The following is a 13,621-nucleotide window of genomic DNA, read 5'->3' as shown; positions in this document are numbered from 1 at the left end:
ACCCATCGTGCTTCTCCTAGTACGACTTCGGCAGGCCGAGCGTGGCGTGCGCGATGCCGGCGAGGACGATGTTGTTGGAGATCGGCGCGGTGGAGGGGAGGCGGGCCTCGCGCCACTTGCGCTCGATGCCGTACTCCTCGGCCGCGGCGTATCCGCCGAAGGTGTCGAAGGCGGCCTGTGCTGCCTGCCAGAGTGCCTGCGAGGCGAGCAGTTTCGCGCCGTTGACCTCGAAACGAGGGTTCTCGCCGGCGGCGTACATCTCGGCGGCGCGCCAGCGCATGAGCGAGGCGGCCTGCAGGTTCGCGTAGGCCTGGGCGATGGGGAACTGGACGCCCTGGTTCATGCCGATCGGACGGCCGAAGACGTGCCGCTCGTTGGCGTACTGGACGGCGCGGTCGATGAGGTGGAAACCGGCACCGATGTACTCCGAGGTGACGATGATGCGCTCGGAGTTCATGCCGGACAGGATGACCTTGAAGCCCTTGTGCTCCTCGCCGATCCGGTTCTCGACCGGCACGCGCAGGTTCTCGATGGCGAGCTCGTTGGTCTCGTGGTTGACCATGGTCTTGATCGGGGTGGCCCGGATGGTGCCGTCCTCGATCGCCTTGCGCAGGTCGACGAGCAGCACGGTGAACCCGTCGGACGGCTTGGAGGCGTCCTCGCGCTTCTTGGTGCGGGTGAGCAGCAGCAGCAGGTCGGAGTGCTGGATGCGGGAGATGAAGATCTTGTTGCCGTTGACGACGTACTCGTCGCCCTCGCGCTGGGCGAAGGTGCGGATGCGAGTGGTGTCGGAGCCGGCATCGGGCTCGGTGATGCCGAAGGACTGCAGACGCAGTTCGCCGGAGGCGATCTTCGGCAGGAAGCGCTGCTTCTGTTCGTCGTTGCCGTGACGGAGCAGGGCGCCCATGGTGTACATGCCGGCGCGTGCTGCACCGGCGTGGCAGCCGTTGCGTTCGAGCTGCTCGAGAACGACTGCGGCATCGCGGATGTCGGCTCCGCCTCCGCCGTACTCCTCGGGGACGAGCATGCCCATCCAGCCGGTCTCGTAGAGCGTGTCGACGAACTTCTCCGGGTACTCACCGGCGGCGTCGCAGGCACGCCAGTAGTCGTTGTCGAACGGCTCGCACAGCTCGTCGATGGCGCTACGGATGGCTCGCTGTTCTTCCGTGAGACTGAAGGCGGACGATTCGATTGCGGTCACGGCGACCTCTCCTGCATGTCGTGGGTGTGATGACAGCCAATCCGACGTCCAGGCGACGCAGAAGCCCATCTATCACCCAGTGAAATGGTTCGTGGAAATCGGTGGTCGGGAACTCCCGACGGACGGTAGCCGTGAGAGTAGGGCCGTCCGGAGCGGCCGAACAACGCCGACTGTCACTCAGTGATAGATCGTTTTCGGAATCGCAGGAATCGAGCGGTCGAGAGTTGACCAGCCATTCCTGCAAATCTAATCTGTCATGCAGAATCGAATTCCTCGATACAGAACATCTCTGTGATCACCGGAAAGGTTGCCCTATGAGCACCTCGGCAGAAATCATCGACGTCCCCCTGCTCATCGTCGGCGGCGGCATCGCAGGCCTGGCCACGGCCCTCGGCCTCGCCCGCAAGGGCCGCCCGGCGCACGTGATCGAGCGCGCCCCCGAGTTCGGCGAGGTCGGCGCCGGCATCCAGCTGGCCCCGAACGCCATGGCCGTCCTCGACAGCCTCGGCGTGATGGACGCGATCATGAAGGACGCCGTCCTCCCGCAGAAGAAGCGCTACATGGACGCCGTGACGGGCGAGGAGATCGGCACCGTCGATCTCGGACCGGAGTTCGTCGAACACTACGGCTACCCCTACGTCGTCACGCACCGGGCCGACCTGCACGGCGCGCTCCTCGAAGGCTGCCGCGCGAGCGATCTCGTCACCCTGGAGACGAACCGCGAGGTCCTCCGCGCCGAGAACCTGCCCGACGGCCGCGCGAAGGTGGTCTGCGCCGACGGCACCGAGTACGTCGCCGACGCCGTGGTCGGCGCCGACGGACTGCGCTCGTCGATCCGCCCGCTGATCGTCGAGGACGAGCCCGTCCCCTCCGAGTACGTCGCCTACCGCGGCACCGTGCCGATCGAGATGGTGCCGGCCGACGCCGTGGAGACCCCGATGGTGCTGTGCTGGCTGGGCCCGCACATGCACCTGATCCAGTACCCCCTGCGCGGCGGCAAGCTCTACAACAACGTCGCCGTCTTCCGCTCGGATTTCTACTCCCCCGACCACGAGAACTGGGGAACCGAGGAGGAGCTCGACGCCCGCTTCGGCCTGTGCTGCGACAAGGTCCGTGAGGCCGGGAAGTACCTCAACCGCGAGATCCGCTGGCCGATGTACGACCGGGAGCCGGTCACCACCTGGACCTCGGGCGCGGTGAGCCTCATCGGCGACGCCGCCCACCCGATGCTCCAGTACCTCGCCCAGGGTGGCGCCCAGTCACTGGACGACTCGCTCGCGATGGTCGATGCGCTCGTGACCGAGCCGAACGTCGAGGCCGCATTCAAGACCTTCGAGGCACGACGGGTGCCGCACACCGGCAACATCCAGCGCCTCGCCCGGGTCGCCGGCGAACTGTTCCACATCGACGGGGTCGGCCGCGCGCTGCGCAACTACTCCTTCAAGGACCACAACCCCACCGACTACGAGAACCTCGACTGGATGTTCATGCCGCTGTCGGTGGCCGGCGACACCCGCAACTACCCGTACTGACCTGCATCGTCGCCGGCCGGACGNGTCCACCCGGCCGGCGACGGGGCTACCGTCCGGAACCGGCGAGGGCGTCGGCGAGTTCGTCGGCCGCCTTCCGGGCGGCGGCGAGCACCTCGCCCCAGCGGTCGACACCGATCCGCCCGGTCGGGAAGGTGATACCGATGGCGAAGCCGGAGGTGCTTGCACCGGTGAACCCGGCGGCAGGGGTGCCCGCACCGGAGATCCCGGCGGAAGCGGCGCCCACCGAGACGGCCACCGCGCTGACACCCGACTCGACCTCGCCGTCCTGTGCGGAGTAACCCCGCTCCCGGATCACCTCGAGCTGGGACAGCAGGTTTTCTCGTTCGGACTGTTGCAGGCCGTTCGGCAGATGAGGCTCGATGTCCCCGCCCATCCCGGCGAGCAGCGCCTTACCCATGGCGCTGGAATAGGCAGGCTGCGAGTGACCCGATCGGTCGCCCACGCGCAGCAGATGCGGGCTCTCCACCGAGAGCAGCGTCAGGGCCCGATCCCCGTCGAGGGTGGCGAGGTGCACCGTCTCCTGGGTGAGGGCCACGAGCCGCTCCAGGATCGGACGAGCCAGGTCGATGACCCGGCCGCGGAAGTTCGACAGCCGTTCCATGGTGGGACCGGCCCGGTACATCTTGGACTCGGGATCCTGTTCGGCGAAGCCGTAGTGCGCCAGCATCTGCAACAACCGGTGCGCGGTGGACGGGGCGATACCCAGCAGGGCGGCGGCATCGCCCACCCGCAGTCCGTCGGGTCGCTCGGCGACCACGAGGAGCAGTCGGAGAGCCTTGTCGACCGATCCGACCGGATATGCCGGTGCGTCTCGACGCGCAGAGTCAGTGGCCATGATTCTTTATAACAGAACGATTCACCGTTATTCCTTGACCAACCAACCCAAATCCCGTATTAGTTCTGTATTGAGGAATCAACATCCACAATGCAGAACAGAGAGGATCGTGCGATGAGTGTCGACACCACCCGGTCCGACGAGACGGTGCACGACGACTTCTACGCCGAACTCGCGGACAACCACTACTCCCCGCTCTGGCAGCTCATGGGCAACCTGGGTCCGGAAGCGAAAACCACTCTGGTGCCGCATATCTGGCGCTACGAGCAGGCGCGGCGGCTGATGGTCGAGGCCGGCGAGATCGTCCCGCTCGAGGACGCACTCCGCCGCGTCCTCGGTTTCCGCAACCCCGGCTGCCTCCCGCACCAGCGCACCGGAGCCACCGACACCCTCTGGTCCGCACTGCAATTGGTGCTCCCGGGAGAGATCGCCCCGGCACACCGCCACACGCCGTCCGCACTGCGCTTCGTCGTCGAGGGCGACGGCGCCTACACCGTCGTCAACGGCCAGCGCGTCCCGATGGACGAGGGCGACTTCCTGCTGACCCCCAACGGGCACTGGCACGAGCACGGCCACACGGGCGAAGGCCCGATGATCTGGCTCGACGGACTCGACTCCCCGCTGATGTCGCGGCTGAACCAGTACATCATCGAAGAGGACCCCGGATGCCAGGAGGTGGACGCCCCGCTCCCCGCCGCCTACGGCAACGGATTGTTCGCCAAGCCCTGGGGTGAACCCGAAAAGGTCGAGCAGCCACTGGTGTACAAGCTCGCGGATGCACTCGAGACCATCGAGTACCTGCGTACGCGCGAGGGCGATCCCTTCGACGACATCATCGTCGAGTACCGCAACCCGATCACGGGCGGACCGGTGATGACCACCATCGGCGCCTACCTCCAGCTGATCCGCCCGGGCGTCGACACCCGCGCCCACAGGCACACCCACTCGACCGTCTACCACGTGGTCCGAGGATCCGGATACTCGATCGTCGACGGCCGGCGTATCGACTGGACCAAGGGCGACACCATCGCAATTCCGTTGTGGTACGAGCACTCCCACCACAATCCGACCGGCGGGGACGCAATCCTGTTCTCGTACACCGACAAGCCCGTCATCGATGCGCTCGGAATCGGCCGCATCCGACCCAGCGAGTAGGAATCATGAAGCTCTACGTCTACAACGACTACCGACTCGGCGTCGAGGCCACGGACGGCACCCTCGTCGACATCACCGATCTCGTCCCGGAGCACACCGAACCGCGTGAGCGCACGAACGCGCTCATCCGCGCCTGGTCGACCGTCTCCGCCGACGTCTCGTCCCGCGTCACCGCCGGCGGCGGGCAGGCACTGGACTCGGTGACCGTCCGCGCACCGCAGCCCCAGCCGCGCAACCTGTTCGCCGCGCCGGTCAACTACCACAAGCACCAGCAGGAGATGGGTGGGGAGAAGGGCGTCTACACCGATCGCAAGATCCTCGACGTCTCGGTCCGCAAGGGCTTCCTCAAGGCCGTCACGTCCATCGTCGGACCGGACGGCGCGATCGAACTCCCCTACGAGGACCGGCGTTTCGACCACGAGGCCGAGGTCGGCATCATCATCTCGAAGGAGGCGAAGCGGGTCTCCGTCGAAGAGGCACTCGACTACGTCTTCGGGTACACCCCGCTGCTCGACATCACGCTGCGTGGCGACGAGGACCGGTCGTGGCGCAAGTCCATGGACACCTTCACCCCGATCGGCCCCTACATCCTCACCGCCGACGAGGTGGAGGACCCGGAGAACCTCGACTTCTGGCTCACCGTGAACGGTGAGATGCGGCAGAAGTCCAACACGTCCTTCCTCATCTGGGGCATCGCCAAGCTGATCTCGGAGTACTCGCAGGTGATCACCCTGCAGCCCGGTGACATCATCGCCACCGGCACCCCCGAGGGCGTCGCGCAGATCGTCCCCGGCGACACCGTCGTGCTCACCATCCCCGCGATCGGCGAGCTGACCATGCCGGTCGTCGCGCGTCCCTAGAGTTCGACCGTAATAGACCGCGTCGGTGGCCCGTTCGGGATATCGAGCGCCTGTCGATCGGACCACGCATCCGACTCGAACGGGTCACCGACGCTCTCGTCTCACCGCGCCTGCATCGCGCCGATCGGGTCGACGTACATCACCCGCGACGCCGCACCGAGCGCCGCCGCCGACCGCAGATCGTCATCGGCTTCCGAGAACCGCAGCGGCACATCGTTGTACGACGACCGCTGCCGGTAACCGTCGGACACGTCCTCGCGCTCCCGTCCATGTCGGGTGAACAGCTCACCACCGACGGTCACCACGTCGGGATTGACGACGTCGCGCACCAGTGCGACCGCACGGCCGAGGAGCACCGCCCGGTTCGGCGACGGGTCGGTGCCATCGGCACTCCCCGGTTCGAGTACAGCACAGAACGATTCGATGTCGTCGGCCGAGGACCGTGCGAGGCCGTCCACGAGCCACGCCATCGAGATCGATTCCTCCGCACACAGATACAGCCAGCTCTCGGGTCGTCGCCGGAAGGCGCTCTCGAACCGGCGGTATTCGACCTCCGCGACCGCCTCCACGTACGGAACGACCGTGTACGGCGTGGGCACGATCGTCCGGAACAACACGTCCACGGGCGCTTCGCACCAGCCCAGTCGCGGGTGGTCGAGCGCCCCTCGGTGCTCGTCGTACAGACCACCCACCGCGAGGCCTGCCCACAGCGGCTGCCTGCCCCGCTGGTGGGACTCGTGCACCCGCAGCGCCGCACCGATCGCGGCGAAGACGTCGAACGCCGACGCCGGTGTCGCGAAGGTCGTCCGGTGCAATTCCCGTCCGAGCAGGTCGCCGGAGACCACCCGGGTCTCCCGCTCCCCCAGATGGATACCGGCGAGGAAGCCCCGTTCGGTGTCCACCTCCACCGGCACGTGCGGCCGTCCCACCCGTCCCCGCGGAGCGAGATCGGGGCGGTCGCGCAGCAACCCGTGCTCGAGCAACGACGTCACCGCCCGGTTGACCGTCGACGCCGACAGGCCCGTGAAATCGGCGAGCATCGTGCGCGTCGCCGGTCCCCCACGTCGTAGGTGCTGCATGATCCACCCCGCCGGTGTGGTCTCGTCGACCCGGAAGACCCCCGGTCGCGCAGAGCGCAGGAGATCGAGAGGTGACCGTACCGCTGTTGTCCGCACCCCCGTCATGGCCAGAAGTGTCCCGTCCCGCCCGCGAGGACGGAATGGTTTGTATCAGGCCGCGCCGAAGTCTCCCGCGTTCACTCCACGAGTGCCTTGAACTGCGCGTCGTACAACCTCGCGTACGCACCGGCCGCCTCGAGCAGCCCCTCGTGCGTGCCCTGTTCGACGATCCGTCCGTCCTCCATCACCACGATGCGGTCGGCGTTCCGGATGGTCGACAGGCGGTGGGCGATGACGAAGCTGGTGCGGTCGTCGCGCAATCGCGCGGTGGCCTGCTGGACGAGCAGTTCGGTGCGGGTGTCGACCGAGCTCGTCGCCTCGTCGAGGATGAGGATCGACGGCTTGGACACGAACGCCCGCGCGATCGTGATGAGCTGACGCTCACCGGCGCTGAGGTTGCCGTCGTTCTCCTCGTCGATGATCGTGTCGTAGCCGTCGGGCAGGGCCCGCACGAAACGGTCGACGTAACTCATCCTGGCCGCGGACATGATCTGATTCTCGGTCGCGTACGGATTGCCGTAGGCGATGTTCTCGCGGATGGTGCCGCCGAACAGCCAGGTGTCCTGCAGGACGATGCCGATGCGCGAGCGCAGTTCGTCGCGGGACATCGAACGGATGTCCACGCCGTCGACAAGGATCCGGCCCGCGTCGACCTCGTAGAAGCGCAGGATCAGGTTGATGAGGGTGGTCTTGCCGGCGCCCGTGGGTCCGACGATCGCGATCATCTGACCCGGTTCGGCCCGCAACGACAGGTTCTCGATGAGCGGCCGATCGGGGGTGTACGAGAAGGCGACGTTCTCGAACTCGACGAGTCCGTGCCGGCTCCACGGCATCGTCGGCGCTGCGATCTCCGGTTCCTCCTCCGGTTCGTCGAGCACCGCGAACACCCGCTCGGCCGACGCCGACGCCGACTGCAGCAGGTTGACCATCGCGCCGATCTGCGCGAGCGGCTGCACGAGCTGACGCGAGTACTGGATCATCGCCTGGATCTCACCGAGCGTCGCGGTGCCCGACGCGATCCGCAGACCACCGAGAACCGCGATGACGACGTAGCCGACGTTGCCGAGGAAGGTCACGAACGGCATCACCAGTCCGGACACGAACTGCGCGCGGTAGGAGGCCTGGTACAGCGACTCGTTGGTGTCGGTGAAGCGTCGCTGCACCTCCGCGGTCCGGCCGTAGGCGGTGATGAGCTCGTGCCCGGTGAAGGCTTCCTCGATCTGCCCGTTGAGCTTACCGGTCGTCTCCCACTGCGCGAGGAAGTGCTTGCGCGAGCGACGCGCGATCACTGCCGTCGCCACGACCGACGCCGGGACGGTCAGGATCGCGACGAGCGCGAGCATCGGCGAGATGAACAGCATCATCACCACGAGACCGAGCAGCGTCAGCACCGCGAGGACGAGCTGGGAGATGGACTCCTGCATGCCCGCCGCGACGTTGTCGATGTCGTTGGTGACGCGGCTGAGCAGGTCGCCGCGCGAATGCGTGTCGAAGTACCGCAGCGGCAACCGGTGGATCTTGCGTTCGATCCGCGACCGCATGTCGCGCACGACGCGCTGCACGATCTCGTTGAGGCCGTAGGCGGCGACCCAGATCAGACCGGACGAGAGCAGGTACAGCGCCAGGACGATGACGAGGATCCGGCCGAGGGCCGAGAAGTCGATGCCGAGTCCGGGCACCACGTCCATCCCCGAGACCATGTCGGCGAACTGGTCGCGGCCCTCGGCGCGCAGACCGGCGACGGCTTCTTCCTTGGTCTGTCCGGCGGGGAGCTGCATGCCCACCACCCCGTCGAAGATGACGTCGGTGCCGCGGCCGAGCACGAAGGGCGCCACCGACATGCTCACGACGCCGAGGAAGGCGGAGAGCAGCACCGAGTAGACGGCGTAGCGGTGCGGGTGGAGCAGGCCGAGCACCCGGCGGATGGTGCGCAGACGCGACGGTGCCGCCGCTTCCGGAGTCGTCATACTGTGGCCATCCTCTGCGACTCGACGATCTCCGAGTACGTCCGGCACCGGCCGAGCAGACCGAGATGTGTCCCGGAATCGACCATGACGCCGTTGTCGAGGACGACGATGCGGTCGGCGTCCTGCACGGTGGAGACCCGCTGCGCGACGATGAGCACGCACGCGTCGCGCGTCTCGGGTTCGAGCGCCGCGCGCAGGCGGGCGTCGGTCGCCGGGTCGAGTGCGGAGAAGGCGTCGTCGAACAGGTAGATGGCGGGCCGGCGGACGAGGGCGCGAGCGATCGCGAGTCGCTGCCGCTGCCCGCCGGAGATCGTGGTGCCGCCCTGGGAGAGGACCGTGTTCAGTCCGTCCTCGGTCTTGTGGACGAAGTCGGCGGCCTGCGCGACCTCGAGGGCGTGCCACAGTTCGTCGTCGGTGGCGTCGGCGCGTCCGTACCGGAGGTTGTCGGCGATGGTGCCGGAGAACAGGTAGGCCTTCTGCGGCACGACGGCGATGCGCGAGCGCAGCACGTCGGTGTCGAGTGCCCGGACGTCGACACCCGCGACGAGCACCTGCCCGGCGGTGACGTCGATGAGCCGCGGCACGAGGCGCATCAGGGTGCTCTTGCCCGATCCGGTGCCGCCGATGATCGCGGTGGTGGAACCGGGGTCGGCGCGGAACGACACCCCGCTGAGCACGGGAGCGTCGGCACCGGGATACGAGAAACCGGCATTGCGGAGTTCGAGGGTGACGCGGGTCGGGAGTTCGCGGACCGGTTCGGCGGGCGAGGACACCGTCGGTTCGGTGTCGAGCACGTCGAGGATGCGCTCGGCGCAGACCGCGGCGCGCGGAGCCATGATCGCGACGAACGACGTCATGAGCACGGCCATGAGGATCTGGGCGATGTAGGTGATCATCGCGGTGATGGAGCCGACCTGCATCGCACCGGAGTCGATACGGTGGGCGCCCACCCACAGGACGCCGACGGTGCTCACGTTCGAGATCAGCAGCACCGCCGGGTACAGCACGGAGTTCACGCGGCCGACGCGCAAGGCGGTGGCGGTGAGATCGTCGTTGGCGCCGTCGAAGCGAGCCTTCTCGGTCTCGTCGCGCACGAATGCCCTGATCACGCGGATGCCGGTGATCTGCTCGCGCAGCACCCGGTTCACAGAGTCGATGCGCTTCTGCATGACCCGGAAGCCGGGCAGCATGAGCGCGATGAGCGTGACCATGGTGAAGATCAGCACCGGGACGGCGACGACCAGCACGAGCGAGGTGCCGGGGTCCTGGCGGATCGCCATGATGACGCCACCGATCCCCATGATCGGGGAGGTCACGACGATAGTGCAGGTCATCAGCACGAGCATCTGGACCTGCTGCACGTCGTTGGTGTTGCGGGTGATCAGCGACGGGGCACCGAACGTCCCGAACTCGCGCGCCGAGAACCGCCCCACATTCCGGACGAGCGCGAGCCGCACGTCGCGGCCGAAGCCCATCGCGGCACGCGCCGCGAAGTAGACGGCACCGGTCGCGGCGCCGACCTCGACGGCGCTGATGACGAGCATCAGCAGACCGGTCCGGACGATGTAGTCGATGTCCCCGGTCGCCACGCCGTTGTCGATGATGTCGGCGTTGAGACTCGGGAGCAGCAACATGCCCCCGGTCGCGACCAGCTGCAGGAGTACGACCCCCGCGAGGGCACCCCGATAGGGCGCCATGAAGCGGCGCAACAGCCGTAGCAACATGGGCATTACGCTACCTGCGACTCCCTGCAGCGATCTTCACGAACCACCTCGGCACCGCCGACCGTCTCACCCAGCCCGGCCACGCACCGCGTCGGGTACGTGGCCGCCCGGGGGTTCGTCACACGCGTGCGGATTCCGGTGCGGGCTCGGTGGCACCGAGCTCGCGGGTGAGCTTCTCGCCCTCGACGTCGACGTTCGGAAGGATCCGGTCGAGCCACTTCGGCAGCCACCACGCCTTGTCGCCGAGCAGCGCCATCACCGACGGGATGATGACCATGCGGACGATGAAGGCGTCGAAGAAGACGGCCGCGGCGAGTGCGAAACCGATCGACTTGATCAGCGAGTCCGGTTCGGCGATGAACGCCGCGAACACCGAGATCATGATGATCGCCGCTGCGCTCACCACGCGCGCGCCGTGTGCGAAGCCGCTGCGGACGGCCTCGAGTGCGCTCGCGCCGTGGACGTAGTCCTCACGCATACGCGTCACCAGGAACACCTGGTAGTCCATCGCGAGACCGAAGACGACGCCGATGAGGATGATCGGCATGAAGCTCACGATGGGCTGCGGGTTGGCGATCAGGCCGCCCCAGCCCTCCTGGAAGACCGCGACGGTGGCACCGAAGGTCGCCAGGACGCTGAGCAGGAAGCCGAGGGTCGCGGTGAGCGGCACCAGGATCGAGCGGAACACCAGCATCAGCAGGATGAAGGCGAGGCCGACGACGACCGCGAGGTACGGAGCCAGTGCGCTCTGGAGGCTGTCGGAGACGTCGCCCTCGAGCGCGGTCTGGCCGGTCACGCCGTAGGACAGGCCGAACTCCTCGTTCAGCTCGGTCTCGCCGTCGCGGATGCTCTGGACGAGGTCCATCGTCGCGGGATCGGTCGGGCCGCTGCGCGGGGTGACGAGGATCTGGGCGGTGTCCCCCGCCTCGTTCACCGCGACGATCTGGGCGTTGACGACCTCGTCGTTCTCGTACAGCTTGCCGACGACGGCACCGAACGCGACCGGGGCCTCCACGTCGGCGTTCTGGGTGTCGACGACGACGACCAGCGGGCCGTTGCGTCCGGGACCGAATCCCTCGTCGACCAGGTCGTAGGCCTTGCGGGCGCTGGTCGCCGGGTCGGAGGTGGCCTCCGACGGCAGGGCGAGGTTCAGTCCGGTGGCGGGCAGCGCGAGCGCACCGAGGAGGACCACACCGGCGATGAGCGGGATGGCCGGGCGGCGCGTGATCAGGCCGACGAACTTGGCGCCCGCCTTGGGGGTGTCGTCGTCGGAACCGCGCTTGTTCAGGAACGGGATGCGGCCGGCGAAGGCCTTCTCCCCGAACAGTCCGAGCACGGCGGGCAGCAGCGACACGGCGATGAGCACGGCCATGAGCACCGTGAACGCGGCGGCGTAACCCATGACCGACAGGAACGGGATGCCGACGACGCTCAGCGCCATGAGGGCGATGATGACCGTCAGGCCGGCGAAGACGACCGCGGAACCGGCGGTGCCCACGGCACGGCCGGCGGCCTCGGTGCGATCCGAGGTGATGGTGAGTTCGTGCCGGAAGCGCGAGACGATGAACAGCGAGTAGTCGATCGCCACGGCCAGACCGATCATGACCGCCAGCGTCGGGGTCATCGAGCTGAGGTCGGCGAAGCCGGAGGCGATGGTGATGCCGAGGCTGCCGATGCCGACGCCGACGAGTGCGGTGATCAGCGGAAGTCCGGCGGCGACGAGCGAGCCGAAGGTCAGGGTGAGCACGATCGCGGCGATGCCGATGCCGATGAGTTCGGCGGTGCCACCGGGCATGCCCATCTCGGCGGCAGCCGTACCGCTGACCTCGACGGTCAGGCCGGCGTCACGGCCGATCTCGGCGGCGTCGAAGATCTGGTCGCGCAGGGCCTGGTCGACGTCGGTGATCTCGCCCTCGAACGGGACGGTGACGAAGCCGACGGTGCGGTCGGCGCTCAGCGGGGACAGGGCCTGAGCGTCGGACAGCGCAGCCTCTTCGGGGGTGCCCTGCTGCGCGGCGACGGCCTTCATCTGCTCGACGAGACCGGCGTCGGCGAGGACCGGGTTGACCAGCGCGCCGGCCTGTTCCTCCGGCGAGGCGGTGGCGGGATCGACCTTGGCGGGCGGCGAGACGCGGTCGATGCCGCGGACCGCGGCGAGGACCTCGTCGACGGCGGCCAGGTTCTCGGGGTCGTCGAGCGTCTGCCCGTCGGGCGCGGCGAAGACGTAACGCGCGCTGAGCCCGTTCATCGGATCCTCGGTCGACGGGAACCGCTCCGCCATGAGGTCCTGGGTCTTCTGCGCGGGGGTGCCCGGAAGCGTGAACGCGTCCGTGGTGGGCCCGGACAGAGTTGCTGCACCGACCCCGAAGAGCACGAGCAGCGCGATCCAGAAGGACAGCACTGCGCCCTTCCGTCTGTGGGCGAACTTGCCCAGCCGGTACAGGTAGGTCGCCACGGGGCACCCTTTCTATGTCGGAAGATCCTGCGGGGTCGGATGGTGGGGCGGAGACAGCGGTCGGACGGAACTACGGCTACGGGAAACCACGGCGGAGCCGGTCGAACGCCTCGCGGATGAGCTCTTCGACCGACCGGTCCGTCGTCCCGGTCGCGTGTGTCTCCATGGCCGCGCGCACTGCGCCCATGGCGGCGTAGTTCAGCAAGGAGGGATACAGATCGGCATCGGGGTCGGTGCCGGTGCGTTCGGCGATGATCTCGACGAGCAACTGCGACGAACGCCGCTCGACCTCGATCTGCCGGGACAACAGCACGTTGCTCTCCTCGAGCAGAGTGATGCACGCGACGATCTCATCGAACGGCCAGTCGGGGTTCTGCACGACGTCCAGGGCCACCGTGAGCAGCGAATCCATGATGTCCTCGTCGGCGGGACGATCACGCAGCAGGTCGATCCACTCCTCGACCCGGGTCTCGAGATACGCGAGGACGGCGTCTTCCTTGCTCGCGAAGTAGTTGTGGAAGGTGCGGGTCGAGACACCCGCGCGCGCTGCGATCGCATCGGCCGTCACGGCGGACAGACCGTGTTCACGAGCGAGTTCGGCCGCGGCGGTCGCGAGAGCCGCACGAGTGGCTGCCTTCTTGCGGTCGCGCAGGCCGGGAGTGATGGTCACTCCATCCAAGGTACCGATTTTGC

10 protein-coding genes are annotated in these 13,621 nt (G+C 67.6%); 3 read left to right on the top strand and 7 right to left on the bottom strand.

Annotated elements, in window-relative coordinates:
• Positions 1–16: 16 nt before the first annotated feature.
• The gene (locus ACLBYD_RS22975) at positions 17–1,201 is read right to left on the bottom strand and encodes an acyl-CoA dehydrogenase family protein (protein ID WP_016690978.1); all 1,185 of its coding nucleotides are present in this window, start codon (positions 1,199–1,201) and stop codon (positions 17–19) included.
• 314 nt (positions 1,202–1,515) lie between these two features.
• Between ACLBYD_RS22975 and ACLBYD_RS22970 the strand changes: the two genes are divergently transcribed.
• A complete protein-coding gene (locus ACLBYD_RS22970) occupies positions 1,516–2,733 on the top strand; it encodes an FAD-dependent monooxygenase (RefSeq protein WP_271038711.1) in 1,218 nt (405 codons plus the stop codon).
• A gap of 46 nt (positions 2,734–2,779) precedes the next feature.
• Here the strand turns inward: ACLBYD_RS22970 and ACLBYD_RS22965 are convergent, their stop codons facing one another.
• A complete protein-coding gene (locus ACLBYD_RS22965; protein WP_447818280.1) occupies positions 2,780–3,589 on the bottom strand; it encodes an IclR family transcriptional regulator in 810 nt (269 codons plus the stop codon).
• A 114-nt stretch (positions 3,590–3,703) separates the two neighbouring features.
• Between ACLBYD_RS22965 and ACLBYD_RS22960 the strand changes: the two genes are divergently transcribed.
• Together ACLBYD_RS22960 and ACLBYD_RS22955 are read left to right on the top strand one after the other, a co-directional pair.
• On the top strand, positions 3,704–4,744 hold the full coding sequence (locus ACLBYD_RS22960; protein WP_447818279.1) for a cupin domain-containing protein: 1,041 nt from the start codon (positions 3,704–3,706) through the stop codon (positions 4,742–4,744).
• Between the two features lie 5 nt (positions 4,745–4,749).
• Complete coding sequence (locus ACLBYD_RS22955; RefSeq protein WP_447818278.1) at positions 4,750–5,604, top strand: fumarylacetoacetate hydrolase family protein; 855 nt, start codon at positions 4,750–4,752, stop codon at positions 5,602–5,604.
• Between the two features lie 101 nt (positions 5,605–5,705).
• Here ACLBYD_RS22955 and ACLBYD_RS22950 read toward each other — a convergent pair whose 3' ends face one another.
• From ACLBYD_RS22950 to ACLBYD_RS22930, 5 genes are all read right to left on the bottom strand, one after another.
• Entirely contained in the window at positions 5,706–6,788 is a 1,083-nt protein-coding gene (locus tag ACLBYD_RS22950) for a helix-turn-helix domain-containing protein (RefSeq protein WP_447818277.1), read from the bottom strand.
• Positions 6,789–6,859: 71 nt separating this feature from the next.
• Complete coding sequence (locus ACLBYD_RS22945) at positions 6,860–8,749, bottom strand: ABC transporter ATP-binding protein (protein WP_447818276.1); 1,890 nt, start codon at positions 8,747–8,749, stop codon at positions 6,860–6,862.
• Positions 8,746–10,473 (bottom strand): ABC transporter ATP-binding protein, encoded by a 1,728-nt coding sequence (locus ACLBYD_RS22940; protein ID WP_447818275.1) that lies wholly within the window; start codon positions 10,471–10,473, stop codon positions 8,746–8,748. Before ACLBYD_RS22940 ends, ACLBYD_RS22945 begins: the two co-directional genes overlap by 4 nt.
• 118 nt (positions 10,474–10,591) lie before the next feature.
• On the bottom strand, positions 10,592–12,928 hold the full coding sequence (locus ACLBYD_RS22935) for an MMPL family transporter (protein ID WP_447818274.1): 2,337 nt from the start codon (positions 12,926–12,928) through the stop codon (positions 10,592–10,594).
• 76 nt (positions 12,929–13,004) lie between these two features.
• Entirely contained in the window at positions 13,005–13,598 is a 594-nt protein-coding gene (locus ACLBYD_RS22930) for an acyl-CoA-like ligand-binding transcription factor (protein WP_447818273.1), read from the bottom strand.
• Between the last annotated feature and the right edge of the window lie 23 nt (positions 13,599–13,621).

Source organism: Rhodococcus sp. C26F, from assembly GCF_053345925.1.
The sequence above is the reverse complement of the archived record's forward strand: the minus strand, read 5'-3'. Positions and strand labels throughout refer to the sequence as shown.

Bases quoted from the DNA above. Each gene is read 5' to 3' on its own strand.
- ACLBYD_RS22960 (WP_447818279.1), top strand. From the start codon at position 3,704: ATGAGTGTCGACACCACCCGGTCCGACGAGACGGTGCACGACGACTTC.
- ACLBYD_RS22940 (WP_447818275.1), bottom strand. From the start codon at position 10,473: ATGTTGCTACGGCTGTTGCGCCGCTTCATGGCGCCCTATCGGGGTGCC.
- ACLBYD_RS22970 (WP_271038711.1), top strand. From the start codon at position 1,516: ATGAGCACCTCGGCAGAAATCATCGACGTCCCCCTGCTCATCGTCGGC.
- ACLBYD_RS22955 (WP_447818278.1), top strand. From the start codon at position 4,750: ATGAAGCTCTACGTCTACAACGACTACCGACTCGGCGTCGAGGCCACG.
- ACLBYD_RS22945 (WP_447818276.1), bottom strand. From the start codon at position 8,749: ATGACGACTCCGGAAGCGGCGGCACCGTCGCGTCTGCGCACCATCCGC.
- ACLBYD_RS22950 (WP_447818277.1), bottom strand. From the start codon at position 6,788: ATGACGGGGGTGCGGACAACAGCGGTACGGTCACCTCTCGATCTCCTG.
- ACLBYD_RS22965 (WP_447818280.1), bottom strand. From the start codon at position 3,589: ATGGCCACTGACTCTGCGCGTCGAGACGCACCGGCATATCCGGTCGGA.